The sequence below is a fragment of the Hyphobacterium sp. genome, from assembly GCF_965229905.1.
In the GTDB taxonomy this organism is placed as follows: Bacteria; Pseudomonadota; Alphaproteobacteria; order Caulobacterales; family Maricaulaceae; genus Hyphobacterium.
Genome location: NZ_OZ245930.1, coordinates 2,424,328 through 2,438,729 on the forward strand (window position 1 = coordinate 2,424,328; position 14,402 = coordinate 2,438,729).

17 protein-coding genes are annotated in these 14,402 nt (G+C 61.7%); 12 read left to right on the forward strand and 5 right to left on the reverse strand.

What is annotated here, in order from left to right; genetic code table 11:
* Window positions 1-23 precede the first annotated feature (23 nt).
* The gene (locus ACO08C_RS12075) at window positions 24-1,805 is read left to right on the forward strand and encodes an acyl-CoA dehydrogenase (protein WP_421785917.1); all 1,782 of its coding nucleotides are present in this window, start codon (window positions 24-26) and stop codon (window positions 1,803-1,805) included.
* Here ACO08C_RS12075 and ACO08C_RS12080 read toward each other — a convergent pair.
* Window positions 1,802-2,179, reverse strand: a complete 378-nt coding sequence (locus ACO08C_RS12080; protein ID WP_421785918.1) for a hypothetical protein — start codon at window positions 2,177-2,179, stop codon at window positions 1,802-1,804. The two genes, ACO08C_RS12075 and ACO08C_RS12080, sit on opposite strands and share 4 nt — an antisense overlap.
* A gap of 101 nt (window positions 2,180-2,280) precedes the next feature.
* Between ACO08C_RS12080 and ACO08C_RS12085 the strand changes: the two genes are divergently transcribed.
* The 11 genes from ACO08C_RS12085 to ACO08C_RS12135 all read left to right on the forward strand — a co-directional run bounded on the left by ACO08C_RS12085 (window position 2,281) and on the right by ACO08C_RS12135 (window position 10,541).
* On the forward strand, window positions 2,281-2,508 hold the full coding sequence (locus tag ACO08C_RS12085; RefSeq protein WP_421785920.1) for a hypothetical protein: 228 nt from the start codon (window positions 2,281-2,283) through the stop codon (window positions 2,506-2,508).
* Window positions 2,505-2,825: a YbjQ family protein gene (locus ACO08C_RS12090; protein ID WP_421785922.1), complete on the forward strand. Its 321-nt coding sequence runs from the start codon at window positions 2,505-2,507 to the stop codon at window positions 2,823-2,825. Before ACO08C_RS12085 ends, ACO08C_RS12090 begins: the two co-directional genes overlap by 4 nt.
* Window positions 2,825-3,607, forward strand: a complete 783-nt coding sequence (gene lepB / locus ACO08C_RS12095) for a signal peptidase I (protein WP_421785923.1) — start codon at window positions 2,825-2,827, stop codon at window positions 3,605-3,607. The genes ACO08C_RS12090 and lepB overlap by 1 nt, the downstream gene beginning before the upstream one ends.
* A gap of 19 nt (window positions 3,608-3,626) precedes the next feature.
* Window positions 3,627-4,499 carry an SDR family oxidoreductase gene (locus ACO08C_RS12100; protein ID WP_421785924.1) on the forward strand — a complete coding sequence of 291 codons (873 nt, stop codon included), beginning with the start codon at window positions 3,627-3,629 and terminating at the stop codon, window positions 4,497-4,499.
* A 132-nt stretch (window positions 4,500-4,631) separates the two neighbouring features.
* Window positions 4,632-5,036 (forward strand): SET domain-containing protein, encoded by a 405-nt coding sequence (locus ACO08C_RS12105; RefSeq protein ID WP_421785925.1) that lies wholly within the window; start codon window positions 4,632-4,634, stop codon window positions 5,034-5,036.
* Window positions 5,037-5,076: 40 nt separating this feature from the next.
* Window positions 5,077-6,015, forward strand: coding sequence for a histone deacetylase family protein (locus ACO08C_RS12110; protein ID WP_421785926.1), 939 nt, complete (start codon window positions 5,077-5,079; stop codon window positions 6,013-6,015).
* Window positions 6,016-6,059: 44 nt separating this feature from the next.
* On the forward strand, window positions 6,060-6,653 hold the full coding sequence (locus ACO08C_RS12115; RefSeq protein WP_421785927.1) for a histidine phosphatase family protein: 594 nt from the start codon (window positions 6,060-6,062) through the stop codon (window positions 6,651-6,653).
* Between the two features lie 94 nt (window positions 6,654-6,747).
* A complete protein-coding gene (locus ACO08C_RS12120) occupies window positions 6,748-6,963 on the forward strand; it encodes an exodeoxyribonuclease VII small subunit (RefSeq protein ID WP_421788717.1) in 216 nt (71 codons plus the stop codon).
* A 17-nt stretch (window positions 6,964-6,980) separates the two neighbouring features.
* Entirely contained in the window at window positions 6,981-7,868 is an 888-nt protein-coding gene (locus ACO08C_RS12125; protein WP_421785928.1) for a polyprenyl synthetase family protein, read from the forward strand.
* Window positions 7,869-7,887: 19 nt separating this feature from the next.
* On the forward strand, window positions 7,888-9,804 hold the full coding sequence (gene dxs / locus ACO08C_RS12130; protein ID WP_421785930.1) for a 1-deoxy-D-xylulose-5-phosphate synthase: 1,917 nt from the start codon (window positions 7,888-7,890) through the stop codon (window positions 9,802-9,804).
* A gap of 2 nt (window positions 9,805-9,806) precedes the next feature.
* Window positions 9,807-10,541 carry a TlyA family RNA methyltransferase gene (locus ACO08C_RS12135; protein WP_421785932.1) on the forward strand — a complete coding sequence of 245 codons (735 nt, stop codon included), beginning with the start codon at window positions 9,807-9,809 and terminating at the stop codon, window positions 10,539-10,541.
* A gap of 8 nt (window positions 10,542-10,549) precedes the next feature.
* On the opposite strand, the gene ACO08C_RS12140 is transcribed toward ACO08C_RS12135, so the two are convergent.
* The 4 genes from ACO08C_RS12140 to ACO08C_RS12155 form a co-directional block, all read right to left on the reverse strand.
* Window positions 10,550-11,239 carry a hypothetical protein gene (locus ACO08C_RS12140; RefSeq protein WP_421785933.1) on the reverse strand — a complete coding sequence of 230 codons (690 nt, stop codon included), beginning with the start codon at window positions 11,237-11,239 and terminating at the stop codon, window positions 10,550-10,552.
* A gap of 132 nt (window positions 11,240-11,371) precedes the next feature.
* The gene (locus tag ACO08C_RS12145; RefSeq protein ID WP_421785934.1) at window positions 11,372-12,643 is read right to left on the reverse strand and encodes a hypothetical protein; all 1,272 of its coding nucleotides are present in this window, start codon (window positions 12,641-12,643) and stop codon (window positions 11,372-11,374) included.
* A 103-nt stretch (window positions 12,644-12,746) separates the two neighbouring features.
* Window positions 12,747-13,835 (reverse strand): chorismate synthase, encoded by a 1,089-nt coding sequence (gene aroC / locus ACO08C_RS12150; RefSeq protein WP_421785935.1) that lies wholly within the window; start codon window positions 13,833-13,835, stop codon window positions 12,747-12,749.
* A gap of 49 nt (window positions 13,836-13,884) precedes the next feature.
* Window positions 13,885-14,382: a J domain-containing protein gene (locus ACO08C_RS12155; protein ID WP_421785937.1), complete on the reverse strand. Its 498-nt coding sequence runs from the start codon at window positions 14,380-14,382 to the stop codon at window positions 13,885-13,887.
* Between the last annotated feature and the right edge of the window lie 20 nt (window positions 14,383-14,402).

The window sequence follows — 14,402 nt, forward strand, 5'->3', positions numbered from 1 at the left end:
TGGCACCAGATTGAGGAACCGTCATGTATCGCGCGCCAATCAAAGACCTCCGCTTCGCGCTTGAAGAAATTGCCGTCATGGACGGGCTCAAGACGACCGGTGCGTTTCCGGATCTGTCTTCCGATCTGACGGCGGCCATTCTGGAAGAAGCCGGAAAGTTCTCCAACGATGTGCTCGCACCACTCAACCGGCCCGGGGACATGGCTGGCTGCAAGCTCGAAGATGGGGTGGTCACAACCCCGCCCGGCATCAAGGAGGCTTACGCACAATTCGTCGAAGGCGGCTGGCAAGGTCTCCAGTTTCCGGCCGAACATGGCGGCATGGGGCTTCCACGCGCGCTAGGTGCGGCGGTCATGGAGACCATGCAATCGGCCAACATGGCGTTCAGCCTGGGTCCGATGCTGACCTTCGGGGCGATCGAGGCCTTGATTGCGCGTGGATCGGACGATCAGAAGTCGACCTATCTGCCTAAGCTCATGACCGGCGAATGGTCGGCCACGATGCAGCTGACGGAACCGCAAGCCGGTTCGGATGTCGGCGCCTTGCGGACCAAGGCCGAGCCGAATGGCGATGGCAGTTGGTCAGTTACCGGACAAAAGATTTACATCACCTGGGGTGAACACGATTGCGCCGACAACATCATTCATTGCGTGTTGGCGCGCACTCCGGACGGCCCGTCCGGCACCAAAGGCATTTCCCTGTTTCTGATTCCGAAATTCCTGGTGAATGAGGACGGGGCGCTGGGCGAGCGCAACGCGATCAAGGCGATCGGGCTCGAGCATAAGATGGGTATTCATGGCAGCCCGACCTGCGTCATGGAGATGTCAGGTGCCAAGGGCTGGCTGATCGGCGAGGAATTCGGCGGCATGGCCGCGATGTTCATCATGATGAATGCTGCCCGGCTGGCGGTTGGGGTGCAGGGCGTGGGAATTGCCGAACGCGCCTATCAGCAGGCCTTGGCCTATGCGCTCGACCGCAAGCAAGGCCGCGCTCCCGGTGTGGAGGGCGAAGCTCCGCACGCCATTATCCACCATCCGGATGTCCGCAACATGCTGACGACCATGAAAGCGAAAATCGAGGCGGCGCGCGCGATTTGCTACCTGTGTGCCGTGGCCGCCGACGAAGCGGAGTTCGAAGAAGACGACGAAGACCGCGCCTTCGCCAAGCGCCGCGAAGAGCTGCTGACTCCCATTTCGAAAGCCTGGTCAACAGATGTCGGCGTCGACGTGGCGTCGCTCGGGATCCAGGTGCATGGCGGCATGGGCTTCATCGAGGAGACCGGCGCCGCGCAGCATTATCGCGACGCGCGGATCGCGCCGATTTACGAGGGAACGAACGGTATCCAGGCGATCGATCTTGTTGGCCGCAAGCTGAGGATGGCCGGTGGGGCGCCGTTGCGGGAATTGCTCGAGGATATCCGTCAAACGGTTGAGGATTGCTCGACATCCTCCAATCCGGAATTGCCGAAACTGGCCAAGCGACTTGGACCGGCGGCCGATGCTCTTGAAGCGGCGGCGGCCTGGCTGACCAAACCCGGCCGCGACCGGTCTGACATGTTGTCGGGTGCGACAGCCTTCCAGACGCTCGCGGGCGACGTGACCGGTGGCTGGTTGCTATGCGTCGGGGCGGTGGCGGCGCAACGCCGGCTCAAGATGAATGAGGGGGATTCAGCCTACGCTGAAGGCAAGATCCGGTTAGCCCGGCATTTTGCCGAAACGGTTCTTCCGCAGGCACCTGCAGCGCTGGCCGGCATCCAGGCCGGGGCCGGACTGCTGGCGGACGAGGTCACGTTAAACGCCGGCTAGACCCAGAAAGTTGTGGGATCTGGATTGGGACGGCCGTCGACGAGACGGATCAGTCCGACGACAACGCGGATGATCACCCAGAATGTCCAGAGCAGCCAGATTGCGATTGCGATGGGCAACAAGATCACCGTCAGCGCACATGCAAGCGCGATGAGCAAAAGAATGACGGCATATACCAGCGTGCGGAGCTGAAACGCATAGTGCGATGCAAGCCAATCGGGCGATTTATCGTAGCGAAGCCAGGCGATGATCGCCGCAATGAGCATGGTCAAGAAATTGGCCGGCCCGATCAGAAACAGCACGTAGCATATTGCCACAAGGATCCGCTCATTGGGCTGCATCTGCGAATCGGTGCCAGGAGTCACGTTTTTCATTCTTGCCTCAATCGAATCGAATGCCTTGGCGGCTTGTGTTCATAGCGTGCCCACCGCACCATGAAAGTATGGCCGGAATAGGCCTTGGCAGGACAGAATAAATGCAGCGAATTCAGACACGATTGCGATTGGGTTACGGATTGGTGTTGGGCGGCGGAGTGGCGCTCGGATTGATTCTCGCATTCGATGCCTTTGTCGGCCTGGTCCTTCCCTTTCCCTGGTCCCTGATCTGGCTTTTGCTGTGCATGATTCCAGCGGCCGGTCTTTCGATCGTATTTCTAACGGCAGTGCAGGAACGCAAGCCCGTTCAGCTGGAGGAGGCCGAATGACATTGCCCGTCACAATGGCTCACGAGATTCCCGGTCGAGAGATCGGCGAGGTCATCGGGATTGCGCGTGGCAGCGTGGTTAAGGCGCGTTTTTTCGTGCGTGACATATTCGCATCGCTACGAAATCTGATCGGCGGCGAAGTGAACGAATATTCGGAGCTGCTGGAAGAATCGCGCGCGGAAGCCTTTCAGCGAATGCTGGCGCATGCAGAGCAATTGGGTGCGCACGCGATCATCGGCTTTCGTTTTTCAACCTCGACCATTATGGAGGGGTCTTCTGAGATCCTCGCTTACGGAACGGCGGTAAGATTCAAGTGATGTCGATTATCAAGCGGATGGCCGGGAACGCGGCCGGTGAAGTCATGGATACCGTCCGGTTTTTCGCCGGAGTGGCCGGTGTGTGGCTGATCATCATAACCTTCCTGTTTGCGCCCTTCCACATTCCGTCCGAAAGCATGCAGCCCTCGCTGGAAGTCGGCGACCGGGTGCTGGTTTCGAAGTGGGCGTATGGGTATTCGCGGCATTCGCTGCCGCTCGGCCTTGGATATTATGTGCCGGAGAGCGTCGACTTCCGTTTGTTTCCGAGAACGCCCGAGCGTGGCGATGTCGTGGTCTTCCGTACACCCGCGCAGCAGCGGAATCTGATCAAACGCGTGATCGGATTGCCCGGCGACATTATTGAAGTGCGTGAAGGACGGCTTTTCATCAATGGCGTGATTGTCGAACGCGAACCCTTGGAACAGCGCACCTATCGGCCGCATGCACGGCCGAACCGGTCGGTGACCGTAACGGCGTTTACCGAAACGCTGCCCGGCGGTGTTGAGCATCCGATCTACGAGCAATCCGATTTCGAGGCGCTGGACAATGCCGGGCCATTCCGGATCCCGGCGGACTCGGTTTTCGTCATGGGCGATAACCGCGATAGCTCGACCGATAGCCGGGTACCGCCCAATCCGCGCAGCCCGGCCAATGGCGGCCCGGGCTATATCCAATTGACCGAGGTGGTCGGCCGCGCTGAAACGGTGATGTTCACTTTCAAGCGCTGCCGGGATGAAGCCGGGATTTATTGCCCGACCGGCCGCGTCTGGCGAGGTCTATAAGCGTTGCGGGAGAGCACAGATGTCACTTGAAGGAAAAACGCTGTTCATTACCGGTGCCAGCCGCGGCATCGGCCTTGCCATTGCTGAACGCTGCGCACGCGACGGAGCCAACATTGTCGTTGCCGCGAAGACAGCCGAGCCGCATCCGAAGCTCGACGGCACGATTTTCACAGCGGCTGAGGATATCGAGAAGGCGGGCGGGAAAGCCCTGCCGCTGGTCGTCGATATCCGCGACGAAGCCAATGTCGAAGAGGCTGTCGCCAAAGCGGTTGACCATTTCGGCGGCATCGATGCCGTGATCAATAACGCATCTGCCATTTTCCCGATGAATACGAAGGATACGCCGGTAAAGCGTTGGGATCTGATGCATCAGGTGAATGCGCGCGGAACCTATCTCGTCACGCAGAAATGCCTGCCACATCTCGAGAAGGCCGCGAATCCACACATTCTGGCTCTATCGCCACCGCTCGACATGGATGTGAAATGGTTCGCGCCGCATGTCGCCTATAGTAGCGCCAAGTTCGGAATGAGCTTGTGCATTCTTGGATGGTCGGGCGAGTTCAAGGGCAAGATTGCCGCCAATGCGATCTGGCCGCGGACCGCGATTGCGACCGCAGCTATTGCCAATGTGCTGGCCGGCGAAGAGGCGTTCAAGAACTGCCGCAAGCCGGAAATCCTGGCCGATACCGCTTATCTCGTCTTGAACAAGCCGGCGTCCGAATTCACCGGGAACTTCATCATCGACGACAGTTTCCTGGTGTCCGAAGGTGTCACCGACCTCGATCAGTATTCGGTGTCTCCGGGTGAGGAATTGTTGCCCGATTTCTTTGTGCCAAGCTCGCCGCCAGCGCCTGATGGCGTCAAGATCATGGACATTCAGCTGACGCATTAAATCCGCGCGCAAAATGTGAATTGCGTTTTTCGCAAAAGTGCCATTATAGGCGCTGGAGCGTCGTACTCTGCGGAGCCCATCCGCCGGATTTTTCGTGCCTGTCGACGCAGGCCATTTGGCGTTCATCAAGCGATGTTACTTATTGATACTTATGCTGGCCCCAGTTCAATTGAGGGGGTTGGCGTTTTCGCCGCAGAATCGGTGCCCGCCGGCCAGCGCGTGTGGACACTCGATCTGCGCATTGATCGTGTTTTCACGCATGAAGAGCTCGAGCATGCGACGCCGCTGTTCCGGCAGTTTGTCGAGCGATACGCCTATTTCGATCCGTCGCTCAACGGATATCTGCTGGATGGCGATCATTCGCGTTTTCTCAATCACAGCGACACGTCGTGTATCGAGTTCCGCGCGGACGGCGATGGTTATGCGCGGCGTGATATTCACGCCGGCGAAGAATTGACCTGCGATTACGCGGAGTTCATGCCGGCCCTGGTCATTCTGCCTTCGCGCGTCGGTGCGTTCAATTCCCAGCAGAACTGACCGCTTGGCGGGTCTTGCCGCCGCGGGTTAGACCTGCGGCATGAAGACCGTCATCCTTTCCGCCGATGCTGGATTTGAGCACCGGCTTCCACCGCCGCATCCGGAGAATCCAGCCCGCTTGCGTGCTGTGCTGGATGCTTTCGCGGATACGCCCTCGCTCCAGAATGTCGAGCGAATCGAAGCCCGCCGCGCAACACGCGACGAAATTGCGCGCGTGCACATCCACGCGCATGTCGAGGCCGTTTTCAACGGCGAGCCGGCGGATCACGAAGCCTTTCACGGATTCGACTTCGACACATTCATGTCGCGCGGGTCGCTGGAGGCCGCCCTACGCGGTGCCGGTGCGGCTGTGCAGGCCGTCGATCTCGTCATGGCCGGCGAGGCGGAGGCGGTGTTCTGCGCCACACGCCCGCCAGGTCATCATGCGGAACGCGATCGGCCTATGGGGTTTTGTCTTTTCAACAATGTCGCTATCGCTGCGATGCATGCGGTGGAGACGCACGGATTGGCCCGTGTCGCGATCATCGACATCGATGTGCATCATGGCAATGGATCACAGGATATGGCCGAGCATGAGCCCCGCTTGGTGTTCGGGTCCATCCATGAGTCGCCGCTTTATCCCGGCACCGGGCATGAGAACGAGACGGGGCTGAATGGCAATGTGGTCAATGTCACGGTGCCTGCCGGAACGGATGGAACGGGCTGGCGTACGCGTCTGGACCGGGATCTCATCGGCGCGCTCGAAGCGTTCAGACCTGAATTCATTCTGGTTTCTGCTGGCTTTGATGCCCACCGGCTGGACCCGCTAGCCAGCGTTGCGCTCGACGAGCGCGATTTCGTTTATGCAGCTGAACGCCTAGCGGCCTTTTCTCGCCGCACAGCGTCTTCGCGGCTTGTCTGTTGTCTGGAGGGCGGTTACGAACTGGGCGCGCTGGGGCGGTCCGCTGCAGCCTTCGTCGAAACCTTGGCGGCTGTGTAGGGGACATGCCGTCAACGGCCCGTTCGCCCCGTTCTGCGGAATCCATGCCTGAGTCGCCCGTTCAGACCGTTGCCTCTGCCGGCCCGATCACGATTGTTCGTCATGGACGGCCGAATGCCGACCGGACCGTACGCATCGACTGGGAGGGCTATGAGGACTGGTGGAAAGGATATGACGCCGCCGGTCTGGCGCCGGGTCAGGAACCGCCGGCGCCGCTCGTCGAGGCGGCCGCCGAGGCAAAAGTAATATTCTCCAGCACGTTACCGCGCGCCATTGAGACCGCGAAAGCAGCTGCGCCAGACCGGAAGCTGGTGATCGATGCGGATTTTGTTGAAGCGCCGTTGCCGCCCCCACAATTGCGGGGGACGTTGAAGCCCGGCACCTGGGGCGTCTATGCGCGGGTTTTCTGGTGGATGGGATATGCGCGCGGCATGGAAACAAGGCGCGAGGCCGAATTGCGCGCCGAGCGCGCCGCCGACAAGTTGGTGATTGCGGCGCAACGGGGGCCAGTTGTGCTGTGCGCGCACGGTTGGTTCAACCGGATGCTGCGTCCAGCGCTGCGCCGCCGCGGGTGGAAATGCGTCAAGGATGGTGGTGACACCTACTGGTCAAGCCGAACCTATAAGCCGATAGGCTAGGCGCATCCAATTGCGGGCGCCCAGCGCTTTCCCTAATGTGCAGAGCCGAAATCAGGAGTTTGCCTTGTCCGACTCATCCCAGACAATCGCCAATATGAGCTTCGAAGCGGCACTGGCCGAGCTGGAAAATATCGTCCAGCAGCTGGAATCCGGCGATGTCGAATTGGAAAAATCAATCGCGATCTATGAACGGGGTGCAGCATTAAAAGCGCATTGCGAGGCCAAGCTGCGTGAGGCCGAGCTCAAGGTCGAGAAGATCGTGTTGGACGATAAAGGGCAAGCGCGTGCGGAAGACGCCGACCTCGGCTGATGCAGGATTCCGCCACCATGGATGATTTCCGGTTATTGCTGGCCGAGACTGCGGACCGGGTCACCGTGGCGATGGACGCCTTGCTGCCACGCACCACTGGCCCGGAAGGGCCGGTCCTGTCGGCGATGCGCTATGCCGCCCTTGGACCCGGCAAAAGGCTCCGGCCGTTTATTGCGATCGAGGCGGGCCGCATGGTCGGCGCGGGAGAGAAGGGCCTGTTGCGGGTCGCCACCGCAATTGAATGCATTCATGCCTACTCGCTGATCCACGATGACCTGCCCTGCATGGACGATGACGATGTCCGGCGCGGCCGGCCCACAGTGCATCGCGAGTATGATGAAGCCACCGCGGTGCTGGCGGGCGACGCCCTGCAGACCTTTGCCTTTGAACTGCTTGCGAGTCCCGACACCGATTCCAGCGCCGCCAAACGGCTTGAGCTGATCTCGCGGCTGGCACAGGCGGCAGGTGCGCGCGGCATGGTTGGCGGGCAAATGATCGATATGCATGCCGACCGTATGGACGCCGACATCAATGTCATCACGCGCCTGCAACGGATGAAGACGGGCGCACTGATCGCGTTCGCGGCCGAAGCCGGTGCTATACTGGCGGGAGCGCCGGCTGACGTTAGAAGGGCGCTTGAGGGTTATGCGCACGATATCGGGCTGGCTTTTCAGATCCGCGACGATCTGCTGGACGCCGAGGGCAATGCCGCCGAAGCCGGCAAGGCGGTTGGCAAGGACAAAAACCAAGGCAAGGCCACTTTTGTGACGATTCTTGGCCTTGAAGGTGCGCGAGACAGGGCGCGTCGTCTTGCCGCGCAAGCGAAGGATCACCTTGATCCTTTCGGTGAAAGTGCAAAGCTTTTAAGACGCGCGGCGGACTATGTGCTTGAACGGCGCTCATAGGCAATGAAAGCGAAAGCCAATGGCTTCCACCACCCCGATCCTCGATAGCGTGACGTCGCCAGCCGATCTCAAGGACATGAAAATCGAGACGCTTCGGCAACTCGCAGATGATGTGCGCACGGAAACGATCGATGCGGTGTCGACAACGGGCGGACATCTCGGCGCCGGGCTTGGCGTGGTCGAGCTTACCGTGGCTTTGCACCATGTTTTCGATACGCCGAAAGACATCCTGGTCTGGGATGTCGGCCATCAGTGCTATCCGCACAAGATTCTGACTGGCCGCCGCGACCGGATTCGCACATTGCGGCAGGGCGGAGGGCTGTCAGGCTTCACTAAACGCGCGGAAAGTGAGTACGATCCCTTCGGCGCGGCGCATGCCTCGACCTCGATTTCCGCTGCACTCGGTTTTTCCGTGGCACGGGACCTTAAAGACGAGGATCAAAGCGTGGTTGCCGTCATCGGCGACGGTGCGATGTCGGCCGGCATGGCCTACGAGGCGATGAATAATGCCGGCGCGCTGGGGCAGCGCCTGATCGTCATCCTCAACGACAATGACATGTCCATCGCTCCGCCGGTCGGCGCGATGAGCCATTATTTCGCCAAGCTGGTGTCATCGCGCGGCTACCGTTCCTTCCGCAAGATGGGAAAGGCGGTGGCCAAGGCCGTCGGTCTCGAGAAGACGATCCGTAAGGCCGAGGAATACGCGCACGGCATGGCCGTTGGCGGAACGCTGTTCGAGGAGATGGGCTTTTACTATGTCGGGCCGATTGACGGGCACGATATGGAAGCGCTGACCCAAGTCCTAAAAAATGTAAAGGAATTCGACCGCGGGCCTGTGCTGGTTCATGTCGTTACGCAGAAGGGCAAAGGGTATGCCCCGGCCGAAGAATCCGACGACAAATACCATGGTGTCGCCAAGTTCAATGTGGTGACCGGAGAGCAGAAGAAGTCCGCTGGCGGGCCGCCCAGTTATACCAAGGTATTCGCCCAGTCGCTGATCAAGCAAGCCGAGAAGGACGACCGGATTTGCGCCATCACGGCGGCAATGCCGGGCGGCACCGGGCTGGACCTCTTCGGCGAAGCTTTTCCCGAGCGGACATTCGATGTCGGCATAGCCGAACAGCATGCGGTGACGTTCGCTGCCGGCCTGGCCGCAGCGGGTATGAAACCGTTTGCAGCGATCTACTCGACCTTCCTGCAGCGCGGCTATGACCAGGTGGTGCACGATGTCGCGATCCAGAAGCTGCCGGTGCGATTTGCAATCGATCGAGCCGGGTTGGTCGGAGCGGATGGCGCGACCCATGCCGGCTCGTTCGACATTGGCTATCTCGGTGTCTTGCCGGGATTTGTCTTGATGGCGGCTTCCGATGAGTGCGAGCTGGCACGAATGGTTGCAACCTCGGTGGCGATTGACGACCGGCCAAGCGGTTTCCGCTATCCGCGGGGTGCCGGCCTCGGCGTTGACCTTCCCGAAATGGCGGAACCGTTGGAGATCGGCAAGGGCCGGATAATCCGTGAGGGTTCACGGATCGCGTTGCTCTCGCTGGGCGGGCGCCTGCAGGAAGCGCTAAAAGCGGCCGACGAACTGGCGGCGCGGGGTCTGTCCACCACCGTCGCCGATGCGCGCTTCGCCAAACCTCTGGACGAGGACTTGTTGCTCCGGCTGGCGCGCGAGCACGAAGTGCTGATCACGATCGAAGAAGGCGCCCGCGGCGGTTTTGGCGCGTTCGTTCTGCATTTGTATGCCGAGCGGGGCGTGCTCGATAGCGGGTTGAAGATCCGAACCATGACGCTGCCGGACATTTTCCAGGACCAGGATACGCCGGACGCGATGTATGCAGAAGCCGGGCTTAATGCGCCCCACATCGTGGCTTGCGCATTGGATGCGCTGGGCCGCAATGAAGAAGCTGCGGCCGTGATCGGCGCGGCACAGTAGTCGTGACGAAAACCCGGCTCGACCTATATCTTGTCGAGCATTGCGGATTTGAAAGCCGGGCGCGGGCGCGCGAGGCGATCACGGCCGGGCTTGTGTCGATTGACGGTAGAGTCATAACAAGGCCCTCGGCGGCCGTGACCGATGGTGCACTGGTCGAAGCCAAGCCCTTGCATCCCTATGTCAGCCGCGCGGCGCTGAAACTGGCGGGTGCGCTTGACGCATTTGATGTCGAAATTGCCGGCAAGGACTGCCTTGATATCGGTGCGTCAACCGGTGGTTTCGTGGAGGTATTGCTGGCGGCGGGCGCCCGAAGGGTGATTGCCGTCGATGTCGGCACAGGGCAGCTGCACGCACGGCTCCGGGACGATGAGCGCGTGACATCTCTGGAAGGACAGGATGCGCGGGACCTCACCGCGGAACAGGTTTGCCAGCCGGCAATCATTACCTGCGATGCCAGCTTTATCGGCCTGGCGAAAGTGATCGAGCGCCCGCTTTCGCTGGCCGCCGATCACTGCGACCTGATCGCTTTGTTCAAGCCGCAATTCGAGGTCGGACGGCTGGCCGTCGGAAAAAGCGGCATTGTCAAAGACAACGCCGCCCTTCAGGCGGCGCTGGAACGGTTCCGGATCTGGCTGAACGGCCGTTACGGATTCGAGATTTGCGGAATAATCGACAGCCCGATTTCGGGCGGGGACGGAAACAGAGAATTCCTTATCCACGCCCGGAAACGTGGATAAGGTTATCCCTACTGGGCCGGCCGCCAGATGCCGTCGATGCCCTGGCACATATAGACATCATTGGCGCTGACGGTGCCATACTGGTTCTGGCTGCGGGTCGTCATCCAGCGGCAATTGTCGGTTTGGGGCGCAGACGCCTGGTAAATTCGGCTTTCACCGACCGGCGCGCCGGCCAGGCCCTCATTGCCGTAATAGATGCGGTTCTGGTCCGGCTGGTAATCATAAGAGTCGTAGCCGTAGTCCGTGCGGCTGTGATGGTCATTGTAATAGGGATCGCGATAGCCGTAATCGTCGCCGTAATAGCCGGAATCCCGATAGCGATAGTCGGGCTGGCAAGGTTGCCCGCCGGCCACTCCGGCGCCAACCAGCGCACCGATACCGGCGCCGGCGACGACCGCGACATCATTCTCGTGACGCTGATTATAGTGGTGATGGCGCCCGCGATGATAGCCGCGTCCGTGATATCCGCGATAGCCATAATGGCGTCCGCGGTAATTGTCGCGGTCGTCGATCTCATCCTCGATTTCCGCGCCGATCACGCCGCCGATGATAGCGCCGACGATCGCGCCTGCGACCTGGCGGCCCTGGCGGTTGGCTTCGCAGTCGGCCTGCGACGCATAGCGATTCTGGGCTTCAGCGGCCGGTATGAACGCCGCTGCGGCAGCGGCCGAAACGAGGAAGGTGCGGAAACCGATCATGGCAGAACTCCGTTCTCTAGGCCGGGTTTTCCGGCGTCTGTTCAAGATTTACGCCATTCGCGATGAGCCCCGGATGAACAAAAAGCCGGCTCCCATTCAGGAACCGGCTTTCTGCTTGTCTGCCGCTTGAGCTTATTGGTGGCGGGCGACCTGCCAGCGGCCATAGCGGTCCTGGCACATGCGGACTTCGTCGATCACGAAGCTGCCGTCCGGCATGTAGATCTCCGCATCCCCCCAACGGCACCGCCGGCCGCCATAATGGTAATAGTCGCGGGCCACCACGACGCCCCGCACACCCGTATAGGGATTGTGCCAGTAGTACGGGCTGCCGTGCGTGAACGAGTAGTTGACGGCATAGTGGAACTGGCCGCGATCGCAATCGTTCAGCGCGGAACCGAGGCCGGCCCCGATAAAGCCGCCAACGATCGCACCCGCCGCATCATCGTCCGCAACCGCGACCCCGAAGATGGCGCCGAGCAGTGCGCCGGCGAGGATCTGGTCGCCGTTTGAACGGCAGCCGCGGTCGTAATAGCGGTAATTGTAGCGGTCATAGCCGTAATCATAGTAGCGCGTGTGATAGCGCCAGGAATGGCGCGCCGGCACGCGATAGCTGCGATAGTAGCGACGCGCGTCATGACGGCCGTTCACATATCCGCGGCGGTAGGCGCCGTGATACGATCCACGCGTCGCGCGGCGACCGTCGCGATAGCCTTGGCGATATCCACCGCGCGTCGTATGGCGACCATCGCGATAGCCGTGGCGATATCCACCGCGGCGGCCGTCATATAAGCCATTACGGTAAGCATTCTGCCGTCCGCCACGGCCGCGATAACCGTCACCGCGCCCGCCATGACCGCCGCGATAGCCGTCGCCCCGGCCACCTCTGCCACCACGATATCCGTCGCCCCGGCCACCACGTCCGCCACGATATCCATCACCGCGGCCTCCACGTCCGCCGCGCGTGCCATGGCCATCGCCGCGATTTCCGCCGCGTGAGCCGAAATCGCGTATGTCCGCGTGGTTTACGCCGCCGGTTTCATTAGGCAGGACCGGCACCGTCCGGCGACCGCCGCCACCAGCACCATTGCCGCGGCCGCCCCGGCCACCGCGGGCGCCGTCACCCCGTCCGCCTTGACCGCCGCGAGCACCATCGCCGCGGCCGCCGCGGTTACCGCCGCGAGCACCATCGCCGCGGCCGCCACGGTTACCGCCGCGGGCCCCGCGATCCTGGGGTTCACCGACCTGGCCTCTGGCGATATCGCGCCGGTCCTGCAGATTTGCGCCGCGCAACTGGTTTTCTGCTTGTTGCACAGCCGCTTCCGCCTCGGGCGCATCGATCGCGAACACAAGCGATACCGCCAAGCTGGATGCTGCAATCAGGCAGGAATTCTTGAAATTGAGCATGGATTGCCTCTCCTCTCGGGATAGCCGCGAAGCGCGACCCATTGCCGGAAGGTTAACGAAGCCGCCATGACCCTAACATGAACGCCTGGTTCAGGTCCGGCGGTCAGCCCACCTGACCGCGATGGCGAAGATACTGGTCCGCCAGAACCAGCGCCATCATCGCCTCGGCGACCGGCACCGCCCGGATGCCGACACACGGGTCGTGCCGACCGCGGGTTTCGATCGTCGTCTCGTTGAAATCGCGATCGAGGGTCCGGCGTTCGATCCGGATCGAGGAAGTGGGCTTGATAGCCAATCGCAGGACAATGTCTTGTCCCGTGGATATCCCGCCGAGCACGCCGCCATTTCTGTTGGATAAGAAGACCGGACCGTCTTCGCCGGCACGCATCTCGTCGGCCGCGTTCTCGCCGCGCAGGCCGGCCGCTTCGAATCCGGCACCGACCTCGACGCCTTTGGCGGCGGGTATCGACATCATGGCGCCGGCGAGTTCGGCATCGAGCTTGCCATAGACAGGCTCGCCCCAGCCAGCGGGCACGCCGCTGGCGACGACCTCGACGACGGCACCGGTCGAGGAGCCCTCGCGGCGAAGCTGGTCGAGACGCTCTTCCCAGCGGGCCACGCTGCCGGCATCGGGCGAGAAGAACGGGTTGCGATCGATCTCCTCGTCCGACCAGCTGCCCCGGTCGATGGCGAGATCACCAATCTGAATGAGCGCGCCGCGAATCCGGATGTCCGGGCCGAGCACCTGACGGGCGACAGCGCCTGCGGCGACACGCGCCGCGGTTTCGCGTGCCGATGAACGGCCGCCGCCGCGGTAATCGCGCAGCCCGTATTTGGCATCATAGGTGTAATCGGCATGGCCCGGCCGCCATTTGTCGCGGATCGCATCATAGTCCTTCGACCGCGCGTCCTGATTCTCTATCAGCAGCGAGATCGGCGCCCCCGTGGTCACCGGTCCGCCGGTGCGATCGTCCTCGAATACGCCGGACAGGATCTTTACCCGGTCCGGTTCCTGGCGCGGCGAAACATGACGGCTCGATCCCGGACGGCGCCGGTCGAGCCAGGGCTGGATCAGGTCCTCGGACATTGGCAGGGCGGGCGGACATCCATCGACCACGACGCCGAGCGCCGGACCGTGGCTTTCGCCCCAGCTCGTCATTCTGAACAGTTTCCCGAATGTATTGTGAGACATGACCGGCCCTTTTGCGCTGACCGCAAACTAGATCAGCGTTTTGGCGGCGTCACGCTGCCGAGCGGGCCTTTCGCAGCCAGGCCGCGAACCGGGCCGCCGGAGCCGCGCTGGCAAATTCGTCGATGAATGCGGTCAATCCGCCGGACGATGCGCTCGGGGCCGCCTCTTCTGTGTCCGCGTGAATGATGATGCGGGCTTGCAGGTTTTCGTCACCGACCGCCGCTATCGTCGTCCCGGATGTGACGTTTGGAGGTATCCGGAAAACGGCGTTGCGGCCGCCGATCCGGGCGGTCCGGGTGATGCCGGAAGCGGCCTCTTCCGGGCTCAAGGTAAGATCCAGGCATTCCGGAGCTGCGCGCTCGAGATGGCGGACGGCCCGGATGATTTTCGCGAGCTCGGAAAGGGCGGTACGGTTCGCCGTTCCCGTGTCGGGATGCAGGGCAAAGGCACGCTTCCGGAACGCCGCCTTGGCTTGTGCCAGGCTGGCGCCTCGGTCGAGGCCCAGGGCCGCCAGCGCGGCGCGTGTATCGGGATCATCCGCCCACATAAAGCGAAACCTAATGTGAG

Excerpts from the sequence above, each read along its gene's own strand:
- ACO08C_RS12145 (WP_421785934.1), bottom strand. The coding sequence starts at position 12,643 with ATGCTCAATTTCAAGAATTCCTGCCTGATTGCAGCATCCAGCTTGGCG.
- ACO08C_RS12080 (WP_421785918.1), bottom strand. The coding sequence starts at position 2,179 with ATGAAAAACGTGACTCCTGGCACCGATTCGCAGATGCAGCCCAATGAG.
- ACO08C_RS12140 (WP_421785933.1), bottom strand. The coding sequence starts at position 11,239 with ATGATCGGTTTCCGCACCTTCCTCGTTTCGGCCGCTGCCGCAGCGGCG.
- ACO08C_RS12075 (WP_421785917.1), top strand. The coding sequence starts at position 24 with ATGTATCGCGCGCCAATCAAAGACCTCCGCTTCGCGCTTGAAGAAATT.
- ACO08C_RS12155 (WP_421785937.1), bottom strand. The coding sequence starts at position 14,382 with ATGTGGGCGGATGATCCCGATACACGCGCCGCGCTGGCGGCCCTGGGC.
- aroC (WP_421785935.1), bottom strand. The coding sequence starts at position 13,835 with ATGTCTCACAATACATTCGGGAAACTGTTCAGAATGACGAGCTGGGGC.
- ACO08C_RS12085 (WP_421785920.1), top strand. The coding sequence starts at position 2,281 with ATGCAGCGAATTCAGACACGATTGCGATTGGGTTACGGATTGGTGTTG.
- ACO08C_RS12125 (WP_421785928.1), top strand. The coding sequence starts at position 6,981 with ATGGATGATTTCCGGTTATTGCTGGCCGAGACTGCGGACCGGGTCACC.
- ACO08C_RS12100 (WP_421785924.1), top strand. The coding sequence starts at position 3,627 with ATGTCACTTGAAGGAAAAACGCTGTTCATTACCGGTGCCAGCCGCGGC.
- dxs (WP_421785930.1), top strand. The coding sequence starts at position 7,888 with ATGGCTTCCACCACCCCGATCCTCGATAGCGTGACGTCGCCAGCCGAT.
- ACO08C_RS12090 (WP_421785922.1), top strand. The coding sequence starts at position 2,505 with ATGACATTGCCCGTCACAATGGCTCACGAGATTCCCGGTCGAGAGATC.
- ACO08C_RS12105 (WP_421785925.1), top strand. The coding sequence starts at position 4,632 with ATGTTACTTATTGATACTTATGCTGGCCCCAGTTCAATTGAGGGGGTT.
- lepB (WP_421785923.1), top strand. The coding sequence starts at position 2,825 with ATGTCGATTATCAAGCGGATGGCCGGGAACGCGGCCGGTGAAGTCATG.
- ACO08C_RS12115 (WP_421785927.1), top strand. The coding sequence starts at position 6,060 with ATGCCTGAGTCGCCCGTTCAGACCGTTGCCTCTGCCGGCCCGATCACG.
- ACO08C_RS12120 (WP_421788717.1), top strand. The coding sequence starts at position 6,748 with ATGAGCTTCGAAGCGGCACTGGCCGAGCTGGAAAATATCGTCCAGCAG.
- ACO08C_RS12110 (WP_421785926.1), top strand. The coding sequence starts at position 5,077 with ATGAAGACCGTCATCCTTTCCGCCGATGCTGGATTTGAGCACCGGCTT.